We start from the raw sequence: 20,561 nt of genomic DNA on the forward strand, positions 1-20,561 counted from the left end.
GGTGTTCTCCTTGGATAGGCTGGACGTTGGTGTGGCGCAGGCTGTGGGCCCACCGCGTCCGTTCTGCGTGTTCCACCATCATTGGGGATGCAGTGACGCGCATCACCGTTGCGTTCATATTGGTCATGGAAGGTGTTGATGATCCACCGCTGGAGCATCGCCAGACGGCTGTTTGTGGCCCACTTGCTCTTTATGCTGGCCCTGACGGCCATCGTCGGCACTGCCACCTTCGTTGACGCACGCGACCACGCCTATTACGAGGCGGGCCGGCGGATGGCCGGCGTCGCGACCGCTGTGGCTGACAACCCCCTGGTGCTGGCGGCGGCAGGGGACGCGAATCCCACCGCCCTGTTGCAGCCGTATGCCCTGCAGGTCATGGAGGATGCCCAGGCGGATTTCATCACGATCATGGCACCGGACCGCACCCGGTGGACCCACCCCCGGGCGGAAGAACTCGGGAAGCCCTACATCGGCTCCATCGATCCGGCCCTCGAGGGCCGGATCTTCACCGAAATCACTGCCGGAACCCTGGGACCGTCAGTACGCACCATCGTCCCGGTCAAGGACGCGGACGGGACCGTCCGGGCGCTGGTTGCGGCCGGTGTGACCGTCCGGACCGTGGACATCGCCGTCTCCGGCAGGCTTCCGGCGCTGCTGGCGATCGGATTGGCCCTCCTCGCTGGCGGATCGGTGGCGTCCTGGCTGCTGGGGCGGTATCTGAGGCAGGTCACCCGCGGCTGGGGACCGGAGCAGCTCGCCCAGCTCTTCGCGTACTACGAATCGGTCCTCCACTCGGTCCGGGAAGGCGTCATCCTGATCGATCCCCACGGCAAGGTCGTGATGTACAACGACCAGGCCGCGGAACTGCTTGGCCTCACCCGCCGGGCGTCCGACGACAAAGGCACGTCTGCCGACGGCGGGCGGCAGGAGGCGCCGTCGCTCGCTGAGCTCCCGCTGGCCCCGAGCCTCGGGGAGCTGTTCGAATCGGGCCGGACCGCGCTGGACGAGATCCACCTGACCGGCTCGCGGGTTCTCGTGGTGAACCAGGGGCCGGCCATCGGTCCGGTTTCTGCCCGGGGACGCACCGGCCCGCCCGTCTATGGCACCGTGGCCACCATCCGCGACCGCACCGAAATCGAATCCCTCGGCAGCGAGCTGGAAACCATGCGCACACTCTCGGATGCCCTGCGGGCCCAGACGCACGAGCACGCCAACCGGCTGCATACGATTGTTTCCCTGATGGAGCTGGGGCGCGGCACCGAAGCCCTGGAATTCGCTACCCAGGACCTCGAACTTAGCCAGCGGCTGACCGATGACGTGGTGAGCTCGATCGATGAGCCCGTGCTCGGCGCCCTCATTATGGGCAAGGCCGCCGAGGCCCATGAGCGGGGCGTCGAATTGGCCCTCACCACAGCAGGGACGGGGACGGGATCATCCGCTGCGACCGGCCTGGCCGTGCAGGACCTCGTGGCGATCCTGGGGAATCTGCTGGACAACGCCATCGATGCGGCGGCCGAGGCGCCGGCCCCGAAACTCGTGGAGCTCACTGTGGCAGCATCAACAGGGTCCCTTGAAATCACTGTGGAGGACAGTGGGCCCGGAATCGATCCGCAGGCTGTGGAAGACATTTTCCGGCACGGCTTCAGCACCAAAACACCCGGTCCGTTCGGGCGCGGCCTTGGCCTGGCCCTGGTCCGCCAGGCGGTGCTGCGGCTCGGCGGTACCATGACGATCACCAGCCCCGCCGGGGCGCTGTTCCGCGTCACGCTGCCAGCCGCACCGGCGGCAGCGACGCCGGAACCACTGACCACCGAAGGAAAGCCATGAGCGAAATCCGTGTACTCGTCGTCGAAGACGAGCCCGTCGCGGCAGCCGCCCACGGCGCATATATCGGCCGGCTGGAGGGCTTCACACTGGCCGGCTCGGCCCCGGACGGACAGTCCGCGCTCCGGCTTATGACGGACTTCGCGGCTGCGGGCACCCCGGTGGAGCTGGTGTTGCTGGACATGAACCTGCCGGACCTGCATGGCCTCGACATCGCGCGGCGCATGCGTGCCGCCGGGCTGTTCGCGGACATCATCGCCATCACCGCGGTGCGGGAACTGAGCATTGTCCGCAGCGCCGTCGCCACAGGTGTGGTCCAGTACCTGATCAAACCGTTCACCTTTGCCACCTTCGCGGACAAGCTCACCAGCTACCGCCACTTCCGGCAGCAGCTGGCCTCCCCCGCCGAGGGACAGACCGGCCCGGGCCCGTCGCAGAGCGACGTGGACCAGGCTTTCGCGAGCTTGCGTGCCCCCTCCGACCTGCCCTTGCCCAAGGGTTTGGCCGTGTCCACCCTGGATGCGGTGCAGGATTTTATGCAGCAGCAGTCCGGTGCGGTGTCTGCCAGCGAGGTAATGGACGCGCTGGGTATGTCCCGGGTGACCGCGCGGCGCTACCTGGAATACCTCGCCGACGCCGGTACGGTCTCCCGAACTGCACGCTATGGCGCACCGGGCCGGCCGGAGAACGAATACCGCTGGGCCCGGCCGGGGCGCTAGCGGGCCCGCCCGTACCTCGACGCCGCCGAGTTGGCATTTCGGGGCAATGTTTCCTCGAAACACTGCCCCGAAATGCCAACTCGGCGTCCTGCTAAGGCGAGATTGACCGGCCCGGGCGCAGGGTCCCGATCAGCTGGTCGATCACGCCGGCGTCCTCGATCGTCGAGGGCACCACGTAGTCTTCGCCGTCGGCGATTTGACGCATGGTCTTGCGCAGGATCTTTCCGGAGCGCGTCTTGGGCAGCGCATCGACGACGGTGACGTGCTTGAAGTCCGCGACGGCGCCGATGTCGCGCCGGACCAAGGCGATGAGGTCCTTGACCAGGATCTCCGCGGACACCTCAACCCCAGACTTCAGCACCACGTAGCCGCTGGGACGTTGGCCCTTCAACGGGTCCGCGAGCCCGATTACGGCACACTCGGCGACGGCCGGGTGCTGGCCGATCACCTGTTCCATGGCGCCGGTGGAGAGCCGGTGGCCCGCGACGTTGATGATGTCGTCGGTTCGGCCCATCACGAAGAGGTATCCGTCCTCGTCGCGGTAACCGGAGTCCCCGGTGGCGTAGTAGCCCTCGAACGCCTGCAGGTACGAGGAGATGTAGCGCTCGTCGTCGCCCCACAGCGTTGTCAGCGTGCCCGGCGGCAGCGGCAGCGACAGCACGATGTTGCCCTCGGTGCCCGCCTCGACGTCCGCACCCGCGCCGTCCACGATATTCAGCTTGAAGCCGGGCATTGGCACACTGGGCGAGCCTGCCTTGATCGGCAGCCCGTCGAGTCCGCGCGGGTTCGCGCAGATGGCCCAGCCGGTCTCGGTCTGCCACCAGTGGTCCACCACGGGAACGCCCAGGATCCGGGAGGCCCAGTGGAAAGTATCGGTGTCCAGCCGTTCACCGGCGGCAAACAGGGTGCGCAGACTGGAAATGTCGTACTCGGCCAGGAGCTCCGCCTCGGAATCGGCCTTCCGGATGGCCCGCAGCGCGGTGGGCGCGGTGAACAGGACGTTGACCTTGTGGTCCTGGATGACCCGCCAGAACGCGCCGGCGTCGGGTGTGCCCACGGGCTTGCCTTCGTAGAGCACCGTCGTGGCGCCGGCCAGCAGCGGGCCGTAGACGATGTAGGAATGCCCCACCACCCAACCGACGTCGGAGGCGGTCCACATCACGTCGCCGGGGCCGATGTCGTAGATGTTCTCAAGGGTCCAGCGCAGCGCCACTGCATGGCCGCCGTTGTCCCGCACCACGCCCTTTGGCGCGCCGGTGGTGCCCGAGGTGTAGAGAATGTACAGCGGATCAGTGGCCCTGACGTCCACCGGCGCGGCGGGCGCGGCGGTCGCCATCTCGGTATCCCAGTCCAGCCAGCCGGCGTGGCCGGCCACCGAGGAGGCGAAGCCTTCCCTGGCCTTGACCACGACCGGAGTGCCCGGCGACCCGGCCAGGCCGAGGGCCTCCTCGACCGCCGGGAGATACTCGATCCGGCGTGAGGGTTCGATGCCGCCGGAGGCCGTGACCACGGCGGCCGGGGCGGCATCGCGGATTCGGGCGGCGAGTTCCTTGGGGGCAAAGCCGCCGAAGACCACTGAGTGCACGGCGCCGAGCCGGGCCGTGGCGAGCATGGCGATGGCCGCCTCGGGGATCATCGGCATGTAGATCACCACACGGTCTCCCTTACCGACGCCCTGGCGGCGCAAAACGCCGGCGAACCGGGCAACGAGGTCCGTCAGTTCGCTGTAGCTGAAGCGCTGCTGCGTGCCGAGCATGGCGGAGTCGTAGATCAGGGCGTCCTGCGCGCCCCGGCCCGCCGCCACGTGACGGTCCAGCGCGTTGTAGGAGGTGTTGAGCACTCCGTCGGGGAACCAGTCGTACAGCGGGGCCCGGCTGGAATCGAGGGCACGCTGCGGCGGGACAGTCCAGGAGACTTTCGCTGCGGCTTCCAGCCAGAATGCTTCCGGTGTCGCCAGGCTGGCCTGGTAGCTGTCCTGGTAGTTCTTGGTAACCATAAGAATGTGTCCCGTCCACGACGATGTGATGGTGCTTATGGTAGTCCCGCCGGAGCGGCCCGCACAAGGCTTATGTATACACAGATGGAAACAAAGAACCGGATGACTGGCAAAAGCTGGGCAAAATTGGTCTTCCTGTATACACTGGAAGGGTCAGGCAACGAAGGAGTCAGGATGCGCGCAAGCGACAAGGCCTATGCGGCCCTGCGCGAGGACATCATCGAGTGGCGGCTGGCGCCGGGAACGGTACTCGCGGAAGTCGAACAGTCCGAGCGGCTCGGCATCTCCCGCACCCCGCTGCGGGAGGCCTTGAGCCGGCTCACCGCGGAGGGTCTGACCACGACGGCGGGCGGCCGCGGCGTTGTTGTCACCGACATCTCGCTGGAGGACATCGACGAACTTTTTGAACTGCGGGAGACCCTCGAGGGCAAGGCCGCGGCGCTGGCGGCCGAACGCGGCAACGCCGCCACCTTCGAACAGCTGCGCAACGAACTGCGCCGGGCCCCGGCCCTGGTCAGCGGCGAGAATCCCGCCCTGCACGACTACTACGGCTTGGTCGGACGGCTGGACGCAGCCATCGACGCCGCGATCCATAACTCCTACCTCGCCCAGGCAATGCGCAGCCTGCGCGTCCACCTGGTCCGGGTCCGCCGGCTGGCAGCCGACGACGCCGAGCGGCTCACCGCCGCCGCCGCCGAGCATGCCGCCATCGCCGAGGCGATCGCCGCCGGCAACCCCCGGCTGGCCGAGGCAGCCACCACGCTGCACCTGCACCGCAGTCTTACCCACGTCAAAGCCACCCACGTACCCCACTAACTAAGGAGCACCATGGTCAAGGAACACCACGTCCGCGTCTACAAGAGCGAAGAAAACCTGCCCCGCGAGGACCAGCTCGCCTTCAAGATTGCAACGGTGGCCGCGGATCCCGTCGCCGTCACCGCCGAGGTCACCGACATGGTCATCAACCGCGTCATCGACAACGCCTCGGTGGCGATTGCCTCGCTGAACCGCGCACCGATCGTCGCCGCCCGCGCCCAGGCGCTGACCCACGGCCCCACCACCGGCGGCAAGGGTTCGAAGGTCTTTGGCATCGAAGAGCGGGTGGCGCCTGAATGGGCGGCCTGGGCCAACGGGGTCGCCGTTCGTGAACTCGATTACCACGACACGTTCCTCGCCGCGGAGTACTCCCACCCGGGCGACAATATTCCGCCGATCCTCGCCGTTGCCCAGCATGTGGGCTCCAGCGGCCACGACCTGATCCGCGGCATCGCCACCGGCTACGAGATCCAGGTCAACCTGGTCAAGGCCATCTGCCTGCACAAGCACAAGATCGACCACGTCGCACACCTCGGCCCCTCTGCCGCCGCCGGTATCGGGACCCTGCTCGGGCTCGAGGTCGAAACGATTTTCCAGTCCATCGGACAGGCCCTGCACACCACCACCGCCACCCGGCAGTCCCGCAAGGGCGAGATCTCCACCTGGAAAGCCCACGCCCCGGCGTTCGCGGGCAAAATGGCCGTCGAGTCCGCGGACCGTGCCATCCGCGGCCAGACGTCGCCGGTGCCGATCTACGAAGGCGAGGACGGTGTGATCGCCTGGATGCTGGACGGCCCCGATGCCTCCTACACCGTGCCCCTGCCAACGCCCGGCGAAGCCAAACGCGCCATTATGGACACGTACACCAAAGAACACTCGGCTGAGTACCAGGCCCAGGCCTGGATCGACCTGGCACGCAAACTCCACGGTACCCACCCGCAGGTCACCGACCCGGCCAACGTTGAGTCCGTGCTGATCAAGACCAGCCACCACACGCACTATGTCATCGGCTCCGGGGCAAACGACCCGCAGAAGTACAGCCCCACGGCGAGCCGCGAAACGCTGGACCACTCGATCCCGTACATCTTCACGGTCGCCCTGCAGGACGGCTCCTGGCATCACGTCGATTCCTACGCCCCCGATCGCGCCGCGCGTCCGGACACAGTGGAACTCTGGCACAAGGTCACCACCGTGGAGGATCCGGAATGGACCCGCCGCTACCACTCCCTGGACATTGCGGAGAAGGCTTTCGGCGGCACCGTGGTCATCACGCTCAAGGACGGAACTGTCATCACTGACGAGATTGCCGTCGCCGACGCCCACCCGCTGGGCGCCCGGCCGTTCGCGCGGGAACAGTACGTGAACAAGTTCCGCACCCTCGCCGCCGGCCTCGTCGCCGATGCGGAAATCGACCGTTTCCTCGCCGCCGCCGCCCGCCTGCCGGAGCTCGCCGCCGGGGAGCTGGACCAGCTGAACATCAAGGCCGCCGACGGTGTGATCGACCTGGCCGCAGCACCGAAGGGACTCTTCTAATGCTGTACTCGAAGGTCACCCCGGAGCAGAAGCGGATCCGCTTCCGCGAGCTCCTGGCGTCGGGTACGATCCAGCAGTTCCCGGGCGCGTTCAACCCGCTCTCAGCCCGGCTGATCGAGGAGAAGGGCTTTGCCGGGGTTTACATTTCCGGCGCTGTCCTGGCCAATGACCTGGGCCTGCCGGACATCGGGCTGACCACACTCACCGAGGTGGCCACCCGCGCCGGGCAGATCGCCCGGATGACCGATCTGCCCAGCATCGTCGACGCCGACACGGGCTTCGGCGAGCCGATGAACGTCGCCCGCTCGGTCCAGGAGCTTGAGAATGCGGGCCTGGCCGGCCTGCACATCGAGGACCAGTTCAACCCGAAGCGCTGCGGCCACCTCGACGGCAAAAACGTCGTGGACCTGGACACCGCCACGAAACGCATCCGGGCCGCGGCAGATGCCAGGCGCGACCCAAACTTCCTGATCATGGCCCGGACCGATATCCGTGCCACGGACGGCCTGAAGGCAACGCAGGATCGGGCCAAGGCGCTCGTGGAGGCCGGGGCGGACGCCATCTTCCCGGAAGCCATGAAAGACCTCAGCGAATTCCAGGCGATCCGGGACGCCGTCGACGTGCCGATTTTGGCCAACATGACCGAGTTCGGCCAGAGCGCGCTGTTCACCGTGGAGCAGCTCGCCGCCGTCGGGGTCAACATGATCATTTACCCGGTGACCCTGCTCCGTAGTGCCATGGGCGCTGCGGAGCGTACGCTGGAGTCGATTAAGGCTGACGGTACCCAGGAGGCCCAGGTCGGGAACATGCTGACCCGGGCGCGTTTGTATGATCTCGTGGACTACGAGGCCTACAACAGCTTTGATACCGGCGTTTTCAACTTCCAGATCCCGGGTCGGTAGGCTCGCATCGGACTTCCGGCCACGGCCGGTTCAACAGGCGACAGGAACAAAGGAGTCTCAGCATGGCTGAACAAGAGATCAAAAAGGGCCTCGCCGGCGTCGTGGTGGATTACACCGCGGTCTCCAAGGTGAACCCGGACAGCAATTCACTGCTCTACCGCGGGTACCCCGTGCAGGAGCTGGCCGCCAAGTGCAGCTTCGAGGAAGTCGCTTACCTGCTCTGGAACGGCGAGCTGCCGACGCCGGCGCAACTGGCGGATTTCACTGCCCGGGAACGCGCCGGGCGGGCGCTGGACCCGGTCGTCAAGCAGGTCATTGACGCGCTGCCGACCAGCTCGCATCCGATGGACGTCTGCCGCACGGCGGCCTCCGTTATGGGTGCCCGGCATCCCCTCGCCGAGGACTCCTCCCGCGAGGCAAACATGGCAAAGGCCGCTGACCTCTTCGCCGCGATGCCGGCGGTGGTCTCCTACGACCAGCGCCGGCGCCACGGCCAGGAGCTGGTGGAGCCCCGCGACGACCTGGGCTACTCAGCCAACTTCCTCTGGATGGCCTTCGGTGAGGAGCCCGTCCAGGAAGTTGTTGAGGCTTTTAACGTCTCGATGATCCTGTACGCGGAGCACTCCTTTAATGCCTCGACGTTCACCGCCCGGGTGATCACCTCGACGCTTTCGGACCTGCATTCGGCTGTGACCGGTGCGATCGGGGCGCTAAAGGGCCCGCTGCACGGCGGGGCGAACGAGGCCGTAATGCACACCTTCGATGAGATCGGAATCCGCCCGGAAGAGTCCCTGGACGAGGCAGCCACCCGCGCGAAGGCGTGGATGGAGGATGCGCTGGCGCAGAAGAAGAAGGTCATGGGCTTCGGCCACCGCGTGTACAAGCACGGCGACTCCCGGGTGCCCACCATGAAGGCCGCCCTGGACAAGATGATCGCGCACTATGGCCGGCCGGAGCTGCTGGGGCTGTACAACGGTTTGGAGTCGGCGATGGACGAGGCCAAGGCAATCAAGCCGAACCTCGACTACCCGGCCGGACCCACGTACCACCTGATGGGCTTCGACACCCCGACTTTCACTCCGCTGTTCGTTGCCAGCCGGATCACCGGTTGGACGGCGCACATTATGGAGCAGCTGGCCGCGAACTCGCTGATCCGCCCGTTGAGCGAATACAACGGCGTGGAGGAACGGCACCTGAGCTAGATCCCGCAAAACAATGCGGAGCGGCCGGTCACCCCAAGGGTAACCGGCCGTTCCTTGTTGTGCTCCTAGTCCTGCATCTCCAGGCTGAGGATCATGGCCTTGAGCTTGCGGTATTCGGGTGTCGCCAGGTAGTCCCGGGCTTCGGCCATCGAGTTGAAGATGGGGTCATCGTGCCGGGGACTTTGGGCGGCCCGGTTTGCAAAGGAGAGTGTGCCCCGGGGTGCGCCGTTGACGAACGAGTACATCAGGCACCCGTCGGTCAACTCGCCGCTCGCCCTGTCGACCAGTCCAAGTTGGTAGTCGAAGGCACCGCCGTCGGCCCGCAGATCGAGGACCCGGTAGGAAAACCGCACCCCGGCCGCGGTTGCCCACTTATTGTCCAGGGCGGGCGCCGTGTCCAGCTCCGTTATGGGGTAGGGACCAGGACCGCAGGCCCCGCCAACCCCGCTGCCGGCGCCGTGGTAAAGCGCCGCGACTTGCATCCGGTCCTCGTTGAAAACAATGATGCGGGTTCCCGGATAGTCGGCGGACCCGACCGTGGACTCCTCGGCTGTCCAGCCGTCGGGCAGCTCAAAAGACGCTCCGGCCGCAGCGCTAACGTAGCGCCGGTCCGCGGGCCCGGCGACGGGCCCGCCCGTTGCCGGGGCCGTTGACTGCGCGCTCGACGGGGACGCTGAACTGGCGGAAGGGCCCGGGCCCGGTTCCGTACTCGGCGGAGCGGAAGCCGTGGGTGCGGCTACGCTTCCGGCCGTTACGGCAGGCGGCGCGGGGACCAGGTTGCCAGCTATCACCAGACCTGCGGCGACTCCGGCCGCGGCTATGGCAGCGATCGCAACCACCCAGGGCCACCGGCGGCGCGGGACCGGTTCCGCGCCGGAACCCGGCATCACTTCATCGTCGCTGAAGGCACTTCCCGTGGTGTCCTTGATTGATTCCATGTTCGTCCTCCGGTGTGTGCAAGCTGATGATTTTCCCCGGTTTAGTTACCGGTTGGCCGGCGCCGGGGCCGCGATCCCACGGGCAGTCTATCGACCGTCGCAACTGTTTCGTTGTCAGCATGGAGAACCACGACGACGTCGATGCTTTCGCCTGCCAGCGCCGGCGGCAGCCAGTGCTCCGCATCCTGCCACATACGCTGCAGCGGAAGCGCATCGACGGCGAACCATTCCGGCGCGATTTCGGTGCTCTCGGCGGGCTCCCCTTCCCAACGGCGGGTGGTGAAGAGGCGGCAGTACATGTTCCATTCCGGCCGGGCGGGGAAGATGAACTCGACGTTGCCGGCGTCGGCCAGATCCTCCTGGTGCACCATCAGGCCGGTTTCTTCCCGCACTTCCCGGACAACGGCCTGGGCATCGCTCTCCCCTGCTTCCACATGGCCGCCGATGCCCACGACCTTTCCGGCACCAAAGCCGGTGAGCTTCAGGCCCAGCAGCACCTCGGTTGAACCTGCCTCCGGCTCGCGGAGCAGAAAGCAGAGGGTGACGGGAGTCGACGGCATAGGTCCAAGGGTAGCCGCGCCGAGCCTGCCACGACGTCGGGACCCGCTGCCGGGTCCCGGTAAAGGGCTTCAAACTCCGTTTCGCGTTCCAACAGCATGGGACCGCCCCGCTACCCCGATACCCGAAATCCCTCCGGTGTACTCCATGTTTCCGGATAGCCGGCAATTCTTACAGCCGTCCGGAAAAATCCTTCTAGCCCAGCGCCCGGGGGTGCGCGGCGGCGTAGATCTCCCGAAGGGTGTCCGCCGTGACCAGCGTGTAAACCTGCGTGGTGGTCACGGATGCGTGGCCCAGCAGTTCCTGCACCACACGTACGTCGGCCCCGCCCTCGAGCAGGTGCGTGGCGAACGAGTGCCGAAGGGTGTGCGGCGAAACGGCCTTGGTGATGTGGGCTTTCTCAGCCGCGGTCTTGAGGATGGTCCAGGCGCTCTGCCGGCTGATACGTCCGCCGCGGGCGTTCAGGAACAGTGCCGGGGTGCCCTTGCCCTTGGCCGAGAGCAGCGGACGGCCTCGGACCAGGTAGGCGTCGAGTGCGCGTGCGCCGAACGAACCCAGCGGGACGAGCCGTTCTTTTGACCCCTTGCCGAACAGCCTGACAATCGCGGGCCCGGCGTCGTCCTGTTCGTTCCGCCCTGCTGTGTGCAGCGAAATATCGTCGACGTCGAGGCCCACCGCTTCGCTGATCCGGGCGCCGGTGGAATAGAGGAACTCCAGCAGCGCCCGGTCCCGCAGCCCGGTGGCGGTGTCTGTGCCGACCGCTTCCAGGATCCTGGTGACTTCGTCGACACTGATGGCCTTGGGCAGCCGTTTGCCGGGCATGGGCGGGTGGACATCGCTGGCCGGGTCGGTGGGAGTGACGCCCTCAAGGGCCCAAAACTTATGGAGTCCGCGGACCGCCACCACCGTTCGGGCCGCCGACCGGATGCCCAGTGCAGAGCCGCCGTCGGAGCCGTCGGAGAGCGCCTGGACGAAGCCGGTGACGTCCTGCCGGGTGACCTCGTCCGGACGCTGGCGGCCCGAACGGCTGAGGTGCCTGGCATAGCGGGCCAGGTCGCGCCGATAGGCGGAAAGGGTGTTGGCCGCGAGCCCCCGTTCCACGCCCATGTGCTGGAGGTAATCCGTCATGGCGCGGTCGATTGCCGTCGGCGGCCGCACCGGGGGCTGTGCCGGGACGGGTGCGGGCACTTCTGCGATCGAGGGCACCGGAGCCGGAAGGTGCGCCGGAGCCGACGGCTCGGCAGTGAGCGGTTCCATCGTCAGCGCTGGCTGGGGTGCGCCGGCCACGGCGCGTTGCCCGGGCGAAGGCCCGTGAAGTTGCCGGCCCGCGCGGCTGCGGCGGCGAGGAGTCCGACGACGGCGGACGGGTTGTGCAGGCGCCCCTCCAACACCGCCTGGACGGCGTCGTCCAGGGAAATCCAGTGGAGTTCGATTTCTGCTTCCTCGTCGGTGCGGACGTGAAGTTCGTGCCCGGGCACATCGCTCAGGTCCCGGGCGAGGTAGATGCGGATGGCTTCGCTGGAGGAGCCGGGGGAATTGAAGAAGTCCGCCAGCACATTCCACTGCCCGGCGACGAGGTCGGCCTCCTCGGCGAGTTCCCTGGCCGCCCCGGCCACGAAGTCCTCGCCTTCTACATCAAGGAGCCCGGCAGGGATTTCCCACAGATCCATCCCGACGGGGTGCCGGTACTGCTTGATCAACAGCACTTCCCCGGCGTCGTTCATCGGCAGGACCGCCACCGCCCCGGGGTGGTCGATGTAGTCGCGGACCAGCGGATCGCCGTCGTCGTTGAGCTGGAAACTGTCACTGACAACGTCCCAGATCCGGCCTTGATAGACCGTACTGGAAGACAAAAGACGGCGCGGGCTCGGCTCATCCGAAACCTGCCGTGCAGCATTGGGGGTTTCAGGCTTACCGGGCATCGCGCCGTCCTTTGATTTAGTTGGTGGTTACTTCGACGCTGCCGGGGCTGCTTTAGCTGCCGCCGGAGCCTTCACAGCAGTCCCTGCTGATACCTCCGCCGGTCCGGCGCCCTTCTGGTGTTCCAGGGCAGCCTTCACAAGTCCCGAGAACAGCGCATGCGGCCGGGTCGGGCGTGAGCTCAGTTCCGGGTGCGCCTGCGTGGCAACGTAGTACGGGTGGACTTCGCGGGGCAGCTCGACGTACTCCACCAGCTTGCCGTCGGGTGACGTTCCGGAGAACACCAGCCCCTTGGCCGCAATCTGCTCACGGTATTTGTTGTTGACCTCGTAGCGGTGGCGGTGCCGTTCACTAACCGTGGTGGTGCCGTAGGTCTCGGCGACCACGGACCCCTCGTCCAGTTTGGCCTCGTACAGGCCCAGGCGCATGGTGCCGCCCAGGTCGCCCTTGCCGTCGACGATGTCCAACTGCTCTTCCATCGTGGCGATCACCGGGTACTTTGAATCCGGCTCGAACTCGGACGAGGAAGCGCCCTCGAGGCCCACCACGTTGCGGGCGTACTCGATCACCATGCACTGCAGGCCCAGGCAGAGTCCCAGCACGGGGAGCTTGCTCTCGCGGGCGTACTTCAGCGCGCCGAGCTTGCCTTCGAGGCCCCGGATGCCGAAGCCGCCAGGGACACAGATCGCGTCGACCCCGGCCAGGGACGTGACCGCACCTTCATGGGTTTCGCATTCGTCCGAGGGGACCCAGCGGATCTTGACCTTGGTGTCGTTGGCAAAACCGCCGGCACGCAACGCCTCGGTTACGGACAGGTAGGCGTCCGGCAGGTCGATGTACTTTCCGACCAGGGCGACCTCAACCTCGTGCTTGGGGTTGTGAACCGCGTCCAGGAGTTTATCCCAGCTGGTCCAGTCAACGTCCTTAAACGGCAGGTCGAGGGCGCGGACGATGTAGGAATCCAGGCCCTGGGAGTGCAGGGTCTTCGGGATGTCGTAAATGCTCGGAGCATCGGGGCAGCCGATGACGGCGTCAAGGTCGACGTCGCACATGCGGCCGATCTTGTCGCGCATGGCCTGCGGGACTTCGCGGTCCGACCGGACCACAATTGCCTCCGGCTGGATGCCGATGGAGCGCAATGCGGCAACTGAGTGCTGCGTCGGCTTGGTCTTCAGTTCCTGCGACGGTCCAATGTAGGGCACGAGGGAGACATGCAGGAAAAACACATTTCCGCGGCCGATGTCCTGGCGGACCTGACGGGCGGATTCAAGGAACGGCTGCGACTCGATGTCGCCCACGGTGCCGCCGATTTCGGTGATGATCACGTCGGGGGCGTGCTTGCCCTCGGCCGGAAGCCGCATACGCCGCTTGATTTCATCGGTAATGTGCGGAATAACCTGGACGGTGTCGCCGAGGTACTCGCCGCGGCGCTCCTTGGCGATGACCGTGGAGTAGACCTGCCCGGTTGTGACGTTGGCCGAGCCTTCGAGGTTCTCATCGAGGAAGCGCTCGTAGTGGCCGATGTCGAGGTCCGTTTCGGCGCCGTCGTCGGTGACGAAGACTTCGCCATGCTGGAAGGGGTTCATCGTGCCCGGATCCACGTTCAGATAGGGATCGAGCTTTTGCATAGTTACAGACAAGCCGCGTGCCCGCAGGAGGTGACCGAGGCTCGAAGCCGTCAGTCCCTTACCGAGCGAGGACGCCACACCACCGGTTACGAAGATGTGTTTGGTCGTCTTGGACGAGCCCGGGAACCGGGAATTTACACGGGAATTTGATCGCTGCACCACGGAGTTCGAGCCTATCATCAATTCGGCCTTCCGAGGTCCTGTCCGCGGGATTCCGCCGTGCTGGTCATCCCGTATACGGGCCGCCGCACGGGGCGCTCAGGCTTGCTGCGGCAGGAGCCGGGCATCGTCCAGCAACTCCTGGGCGTGGGCCTGCGCGGATTCGGAATCCTCCTGCCCGGCGAGCATCCGGGCGAGTTCGCGGACGCGCTCCGCTTCGCCGAGTAGTTGGACGTCACTGGAGGTGAAACCGGCCGCCGTGGAACCGTCGGCGCCGCGCACTGAGGTCTTGGTGACCCGGATGTGCTGATCGGCGAAGGCCGCCACTTGGGGCAGGTGGGTCACAACAAGGACCTGGACGTGCCGGGCGAGCATCGCCAGCCGGCGGCCGATCTCGACGGCGGCGCGGCCGCCCACGCCGGCGTCGACCTCGTCGAAAACGAAGGTGGGGACCGGGTCGACGGCGGCCAGCACCACTTCGATGGCGAGCATCACGCGGGACAGTTCACCGCCGGATGCGCCCTTGCCCAGCGGGCGCGCGGGGGCGCCGGAGTGGGGCTGGAGCAGGAAGGAGATCTCATCCGCTCCGAACGGTCCGGGCTGCCCGGCGGATTCGACGTTGATCACCAGGGTGGCATCCGCCATCGCCAGGGCCTTGAGCTCGGCGCTGACCCGAACGGAGAGGTCTTTGGCGGCCTTTTTGCGCAGCTTGCTGAGTCCGCCGGCCTGCTTGGCCAGTTCGGTGCCTGCGCGAACCACCTCGGCCTCCAGCGCCTCGATCCGGAGGGAGTCGTCCTGCAGTTCCAGGAACCGTTTCCGGGATTCTTCAGCCCACACCAGTACTTCATCGATGCTCGGGGCGTACTTGCGCACCAGCGTCGCCAGGGCCGCCCTGCGGTCCTCAATCTCGGCAAGCCGTTCCGGGCCCTCGGTGTCCAGGGTGGCCTGGTAGCTGGCGAGTTCGGTGGCGATATCGTTCAGCAGGAAGCCGACCTCGGCCAAGCGGGCAGCCGCGGAGCCGAGTTCCCCGTCATGTTCGGCGACATGCTCGAGGGTGCGCTTGGCGGAATCCACCAGGGCCGTAGCATCGTTGCCCTCGCCGAAGTCCTCGGCGATGAGCGCCTGATGTGCGGTGGTGGCTGCGATCCGGAGTTCCTCGACGTTGGCGAGTTTGACGGCCTCGGCCTTCAGCGATTCGTCTTCGCCGGGCTGCGGGTCGACAGCATCGATCTCGGCCAGCGCAGCTTCCAGGGATTCGGCCTCCCGGAGCCGTTCCCGGGCGGCGCTGCGGAGCTCCGCCAATTCGGCTTGGCTGGACTTCCACCGGGCGTAGAGCTCCTGGTAGCTGCTGCGCGCCGCGGTCAGGCCCTCCCCCGCGAACTTGTCGAGGGCTTCGCGCTGCGCGACGGGGCTCTTGAGCCGGATCTGCCCGGACTGTCCGTGGACCACCACAAGGGTTTCGCCTATTTCGCCGAGCACCCCTACGGGCGCGGCGCGCCCGCCCAGATAGGCTCGGCTGCGGCCGTCTGCACCCACAGTGCGGGCGAGCAGCAACTCAGCACCGCCGTCGAACTCCCCAATCTCTGCCCCGGCCTCGCGGGCGCGCGCCACGGCTGGGTGGCCGGCGTCGAGCGTCACAGTTGCCTCCGCTGAGGCGCTCTTCGCGCCGCTGCGCACGGCCCCGGCGTCGGAGCGTGCGCCGAGCAGCAGCCCGACGGCGGTGACCACCATGGTCTTACCGGCGCCGGTCTCTCCGGTCACGACGCTCAGGCCCGGGCCGAGGGGAAGCGTGGCGTCGGTAATAACGCCGAGGTCGCGGATTCTCAGTTCTTCAAGCATGGTTCACTTCGCAGTCGATGGATTAGGAGTCTCGCCCGGGCCCGCGTGCGGCGGCCCAGCCTGCGGCGGAGTCGGCAGCGGAGTCGGCAGCGGGGGCATCGGCCGGGGCGTGCGGATCACCGGCACCGGGCCGGTGTTGATCGCGGAGGCTGCGGGCGTCGGACCGCGCCAGCCTTGGATGGGCAGTTCAAACTTGCGGACCAGGCGGCCGGAGAACGGCGTCTGGTGCGTTCGGGCGAGGCGGACGGGGGTGGCGGAGCGGGTCACTTCCACGCGCGCTCCGGGCGGGAGGTCCACCGAGCGCCGCCCGTCACACCACAGCACCCCCTGGGCTCCGGTCCGGTTCAGGATTTCGACGGCGAGCCGGGACCGGGGCGAGACCACCAGTGGTTTGGCGAAGAGCGCGTGCGCACTGATCGGCACGATCAGCAGCGCCTCAACCTCGGGCCACACCACCGGGCCGCCGGCGGAGAAGGCGTAAGCGGTGGAGCCGGTGGGAGTGGCCAGGACAACGCCGTCGCAGCCGAAGGAGGTCAGCGGGCGCTCATCCACCTCGGTGACTACCTCGAGCATCCGTTCCCGGTTGCCCTTCTCGATGGCTGCCTCGTTCAAGGCCCAGGTATGCCAGATCTTCTGCCCGCGGACCCAGACCTGGACGTCGATGGTCATCCGCTCTTCCACGGTGTACTCGCGGCTCGCGATCCACTCCACGGTCTGGGCGAGGTCCGCCCGCTCACTCTCGGCCAGGAATCCGACGTGGCCGAGGTTCACGCCGAGCAGCGGCACGTCGACCTCGCGCACCAGTTCCGCGGCACGAAGGATTGTCCCGTCGCCGCCGAGGACCATCACGAGCTCCACTTCCGGCAGCATCACATGGTCATGGAGGATCTCAACAGGCTGGTCGAGTCGTCCGAAGAAGCGGACCATGTCGCCAAGTTCGGATTTCAGCATCACGGGAACGATGCCGGAGTCGTGGAGCCCGGCGCACGCCTCCCAGGCAGCCTTGAGTGACTCCTCACGGCCGGTGTGGGCAAGGATGAGGACGCGCCTGCTCATCGGGTTCCGCCTTCTAGTGCTTCTAGTACTTGGGCCAGATCGTTCCGAGTAACGCAGCAACGGCTGCGTCCCGCTCTTCGATCTTAGGCAGGTCTGTCCTCATCCCGCGCTTTATCCACAGGAAGTACTCGACGTTTCCGTCCTGGCCGGGCAGCGGGCTGCTGGCAAGGCCCTTCAGTTCCAGGCCCGTGTCCACCGCTTCCGCCGCCACTTTGCCCACCGCAAGGCGGCGCTCCCGGTCCGAGGTGACAACACCGGTGCGGCCCAGCCGGTCCTTGCCGATCTCGAACTGCGGCTTCACCATCAGGACCAGGTCCCCGCCAGGCTCCGTGCACGCGGCGAGGGCTGCCAGCACGAGGGTGAGGGAAATGAATGACAGGTCGGCCACCGTCAGCGCTGCCGCCCCGCCGATCTCCTCCGGTGTTATGTAGCGGACATTCAGTCCCTCGTGGACGGAAACGCGGGGGTCATTGCGGATCGCGGGGACCAGTTGGTCGTGGCCCACATCGACGGCCACCACGTGGGCGGCACCGCGTCGCAGCAGAACCTCGGTGAACCCGCCGGTGGAGGCGCCCGCGTCCAGGCAGCGCTTGCCTTCAACCCCGACGGCCGGGAAAGCATCCAGTGCGCCGGCCAGCTTGTGCCCGGCGCGGCTGACGTAGTTGTCCTCATCCGCGGCTGCCACGTCCAGGCTTGCATCGTCCCGGACCTGGAGCGAGGCCTTCGCAAGTACGGCCCCGTTGGAACTGACTTTGCCTTCGGATATCAGTCGCGCTGCGTGGGTGCGGGACCGCGCCAGCCCACGGCCGACGAGGGCCTGGTCAAGCCTGCTCATGTCGTGGCATCCCCTGGTGACGTGGTAGTTGCGGACTCATTCAGGGCGGCCAGCAGTTCATCGTGCAGGCTGGCGTACATCTCCGCGTGCGCCGCCACCGGCAGCTCCGGCAGCTTCCTAAGGCCGCCCAGGAGGGCGGCTACCGCCGGGTCCGTTGATACGGGCTGTCCGCCGGCTTCGGGCGCATTCTCCGGACGCCTCGGCCAGCTGGCCGGCACTTGCGCCGCAGCGAAGTCCTTTTCGGTGATGTGGTTGAGCTCGGTCATGGTCCCCAGTCTAGTGATCCAGCCATTTAAGGTCCGGCGCCAAGGCAGTGGCGGCCTCAGGGTTGGCCGCCCACCAGGCCGAACAGGCGGCCCGCCATGAATCGAGGTTGCCGGGATCACCGCTGACATGCACTGTCCGTCCTTGCACTTCGGCGGAGGCCGCGCCGCAGCGGTGCTGTCCGGCGTCGACCTCAACCACCGGGTACGGGCGGTAGAGGTCGGTGAGGTCGTTAATAAGATAGTCGGGCCGTTCGAGGGTTCGGGCGGCCAGGATCGATTCGCGCGTGTCGACGCCGGTCAGGACGGCCACCGTGGCATAGCCGGCGTTGTTGCCGCCGAGGATATCGGTGTCCAGACGGTCACCGACAACCAGCGGCCGGTCGGCGGCAAGGCGTTTGGCCGCCGTGTGGAACAGCTGCGCTTCCGGCTTTCCGGCGACGAGGGGCCGCTTTCCGGTGGCGGCGGCCACGGCAGCGACCAGGGTTCCGTTCCCCGGTGCAATGCCTCGTGCCTGCGGTATCGACATGTCCGTGTTGGTGGCCACCCACAAGGCCCCACCGGCAACAACATAGGCGGCTTCCGCGAGGTCTTTCCAGCCGAGATCGGGATGAAAACCCTGAACGACGGCGACGGGGTTCTCCGCCTCGCTGCGGACGGGCACCAGCCCGGCGAGTTCAATCTCCTGCGCCAGTGAGTCGCCGCCCGTGATCAGGACGCGGGCGCCCGCCGGCAGCAGCGAAGCCAACAGCTCACCCGCGGCCTGCGAGGAGCTGACCACCTGATGATCCTCCGCCGGGGCGCCGAGTTCGCGCAGGTGCTGCGCGACCTGCGCGGGCGTCCGGGAGGCGTTGTTTGTGACGTACCCCAGCCCGACGCCGGCCACGGCCAGCCGGCGCAGGGACTCCACGGCACCGGGTATGGCCTGCGGGCCTGCATAGACGACGCCGTCAAGGTCGGCGAGTAGGGCGTCGAAGGTCGAAATCAGCTCGGCTGCAGCCATTTCGGATCAGTCCTCGGAACGTTCCGGCTCGTGCGGGTCGGCGTCGCCGCTACCGGTTTCGCCGGTGTTATCGCCGGCCAGGAGCTCGGAGCGGTCCAGCGTGTCCTTCTCCACGGAGTCCTCATCGGATTCAGCGTCGTCGGATTCCCAGAAGTCGGATTCGGCGTCGTCTGATCCGTCGTCGAGGGCGGTCACAGCCGCCTCACCGGTTTCCTCGAAGCCCGCGACGGCCTCAGCGCTGGCAGCACGCGGCACCTGCGACTGGGCCGCAGCGGCGGACCGCTCGGCAGCCTGATCGGCGAGGAGCCTGCGCTGCTGCTCTTGCTCGCGGGCGTCCTCGTCCTCATCCCAACCCAGGTCGATGATGTCGGGATCCTCCTGGACGTCGAGGCCGAGGGCATTCTCGGCCACGGCGGCCTGGCGTTCCCACTTCTGCGCTTCAGTCGTCCGGCCAACCGCTCCCAGAGCATCGGCGTAGGCACGGAAGAGGCGCGGGCTGTAAGAGAATGCACGGTTGATGTCGAGCTGGGCAATTTCCAGTTCGGAAACCGCAGCGTCGAGTTGCCCAAGGTCTGTCCGGGCACCGGCGGCCACGATGGCGAGCTCTGCCTTGCCGGGGGCGTCGAGGTCCTTGGCTTCCTCGGAGCGGGCCATTTCCAGGGCACGGTCGGCACGTCCGAGTCCACGCTCACAGTCAGCCATCACGGGCAAGTGCATGTTGGAACCGCTGATCCGACGGTAAGTGCGGAACTCGCGCAGGGCTTCACCATAGTGGCCGGCGGCATAGGCGGTCAGGCCTACTGCTTCGCGAACGGCTGCGAGGCGGCCACCGCGGCGGCTTGCTGCGAGGGCATGCTGGAATGCCAGCTCCGGCTCATCGTCGATCAGACGCCCTGCCATCACGAGGTGGCGGGCCACCCACTCGGCGCTGTTGTCCTCGAGTGTCTTGATCTGGTGCTGGGTGGCACGGTCAAGTTCCTTGCCCGTAACATCATCGTCAATCTGCGGCGAGCGTTCGCGGTCGGGGCGGTTGGCGCTGCGCAGGTCCCGGGCGTTGGGGACGCGGGCCGGGCGGTCTTCCGGGCGGTCCCGGCCGAACTGGCGGGGGCCGGAGTCACCGCGGTCAAAGCCGCGGGCCGGGCGGTCATCACGGTTGCCGAAGGGCCTGCGGTTCTCGCCGCCGCCGGCACCGAAGCTCCTGCGCTCTGCGCCGCCTTCGCGGGGAGCACGGTCACCATAGGGCTTCCGGTCACGATCTCCGCCGCCGCTGTAGGGGGGCTTCCGGTCGCCGCCGCCGCTGTAGGGGGGCTTCCGGTCGCCGCCGCCGGCACCGAAGCTCCTGCGCTCTGCGCCGCCTTCGCGGGGAGCAC

Annotated in this window: 18 protein-coding genes; 6 read left to right on the forward strand and 12 right to left on the reverse strand. The window is 67.2% G+C overall.

Annotated elements, in window-relative coordinates; all coding sequences use genetic code 11:
- Positions 1-138: 138 nt before the first annotated feature.
- Together QK287_RS09105 and QK287_RS09110 are read left to right on the forward strand one after the other, a co-directional pair.
- Entirely contained in the window at positions 139-1,827 is a 1,689-nt protein-coding gene (locus QK287_RS09105; RefSeq protein WP_282359890.1) for an ATP-binding protein, read from the forward strand.
- Positions 1,824-2,543, forward strand: a complete 720-nt coding sequence (locus tag QK287_RS09110) for a response regulator (protein WP_282359891.1) — start codon at positions 1,824-1,826, stop codon at positions 2,541-2,543. The genes QK287_RS09105 and QK287_RS09110 overlap by 4 nt, the downstream gene beginning before the upstream one ends.
- A 91-nt stretch (positions 2,544-2,634) precedes the next feature.
- On the opposite strand, the gene QK287_RS09115 is transcribed toward QK287_RS09110, so the two are convergent.
- A complete protein-coding gene (locus tag QK287_RS09115) occupies positions 2,635-4,569 on the reverse strand; it encodes a propionyl-CoA synthetase (RefSeq protein WP_282359903.1) in 1,935 nt (644 codons plus the stop codon).
- Positions 4,570-4,713: 144 nt separating this feature from the next.
- Between QK287_RS09115 and QK287_RS09120 the strand changes: the two genes are divergently transcribed.
- The 4 genes from QK287_RS09120 to QK287_RS09135 all read left to right on the forward strand — a co-directional run bounded on the left by QK287_RS09120 (position 4,714) and on the right by QK287_RS09135 (position 8,992).
- Entirely contained in the window at positions 4,714-5,355 is a 642-nt protein-coding gene (locus QK287_RS09120; protein ID WP_253033175.1) for a GntR family transcriptional regulator, read from the forward strand.
- Positions 5,356-5,367: 12 nt separating this feature from the next.
- Positions 5,368-6,888 (forward strand): MmgE/PrpD family protein, encoded by a 1,521-nt coding sequence (locus QK287_RS09125; RefSeq protein ID WP_253033176.1) that lies wholly within the window; start codon positions 5,368-5,370, stop codon positions 6,886-6,888.
- Positions 6,888-7,790, forward strand: a complete 903-nt coding sequence (prpB, locus tag QK287_RS09130; RefSeq protein WP_253033177.1) for a methylisocitrate lyase — start codon at positions 6,888-6,890, stop codon at positions 7,788-7,790. Before QK287_RS09125 ends, prpB begins: the two co-directional genes overlap by 1 nt.
- 62 nt (positions 7,791-7,852) lie before the next feature.
- Complete coding sequence (locus QK287_RS09135) at positions 7,853-8,992, forward strand: bifunctional 2-methylcitrate synthase/citrate synthase (protein ID WP_282359892.1); 1,140 nt, start codon at positions 7,853-7,855, stop codon at positions 8,990-8,992.
- 65 nt (positions 8,993-9,057) lie between these two features.
- Here the strand turns inward: QK287_RS09135 and QK287_RS09140 are convergent, their stop codons facing one another.
- From QK287_RS09140 to QK287_RS09190, 11 genes are all read right to left on the reverse strand, one after another.
- On the reverse strand, positions 9,058-9,930 hold the full coding sequence (locus QK287_RS09140; RefSeq protein WP_226775984.1) for a hypothetical protein: 873 nt from the start codon (positions 9,928-9,930) through the stop codon (positions 9,058-9,060).
- A gap of 41 nt (positions 9,931-9,971) precedes the next feature.
- Positions 9,972-10,490, reverse strand: a complete 519-nt coding sequence (locus QK287_RS09145) for an 8-oxo-dGTP diphosphatase (protein WP_226775983.1) — start codon at positions 10,488-10,490, stop codon at positions 9,972-9,974.
- A gap of 193 nt (positions 10,491-10,683) precedes the next feature.
- Entirely contained in the window at positions 10,684-11,616 is a 933-nt protein-coding gene (gene xerD / locus QK287_RS09150) for a site-specific tyrosine recombinase XerD (protein ID WP_282359904.1), read from the reverse strand.
- Between the two features lie 131 nt (positions 11,617-11,747).
- Positions 11,748-12,410 (reverse strand): NUDIX hydrolase, encoded by a 663-nt coding sequence (locus tag QK287_RS09155; RefSeq protein WP_253033183.1) that lies wholly within the window; start codon positions 12,408-12,410, stop codon positions 11,748-11,750.
- A gap of 27 nt (positions 12,411-12,437) precedes the next feature.
- Positions 12,438-14,216, reverse strand: coding sequence for a CTP synthase (locus QK287_RS09160; RefSeq protein WP_226775976.1), 1,779 nt, complete (start codon positions 14,214-14,216; stop codon positions 12,438-12,440).
- Between the two features lie 78 nt (positions 14,217-14,294).
- A complete protein-coding gene (recN, locus tag QK287_RS09165; RefSeq protein ID WP_282359893.1) occupies positions 14,295-16,034 on the reverse strand; it encodes a DNA repair protein RecN in 1,740 nt (579 codons plus the stop codon).
- Between the two features lie 3 nt (positions 16,035-16,037).
- Positions 16,038-17,090: an NAD kinase gene (locus QK287_RS09170; protein WP_282359894.1), complete on the reverse strand. Its 1,053-nt coding sequence runs from the start codon at positions 17,088-17,090 to the stop codon at positions 16,038-16,040.
- A 22-nt stretch (positions 17,091-17,112) separates the two neighbouring features.
- Positions 17,113-17,925, reverse strand: coding sequence for a TlyA family RNA methyltransferase (locus QK287_RS09175; RefSeq protein ID WP_282359895.1), 813 nt, complete (start codon positions 17,923-17,925; stop codon positions 17,113-17,115).
- The gene (locus tag QK287_RS09180) at positions 17,922-18,191 is read right to left on the reverse strand and encodes a hypothetical protein (protein ID WP_282359896.1); all 270 of its coding nucleotides are present in this window, start codon (positions 18,189-18,191) and stop codon (positions 17,922-17,924) included. Before QK287_RS09180 ends, QK287_RS09175 begins: the two co-directional genes overlap by 4 nt.
- Positions 18,192-18,201: 10 nt before the next feature.
- Entirely contained in the window at positions 18,202-19,191 is a 990-nt protein-coding gene (locus QK287_RS09185; protein ID WP_282359897.1) for an HAD-IIA family hydrolase, read from the reverse strand.
- Between the two features lie 6 nt (positions 19,192-19,197).
- Positions 19,198-20,561 (reverse strand): hypothetical protein (locus QK287_RS09190; RefSeq protein ID WP_282359898.1); only part of this gene is annotated, 1,364 nt, incomplete at its 5' end.

The sequence above is a fragment of the Arthrobacter sp. AL05 genome (assembly GCF_029960715.1).
In the GTDB taxonomy this organism is placed as follows: Bacteria; Actinomycetota; Actinomycetes; order Actinomycetales; family Micrococcaceae; genus Arthrobacter.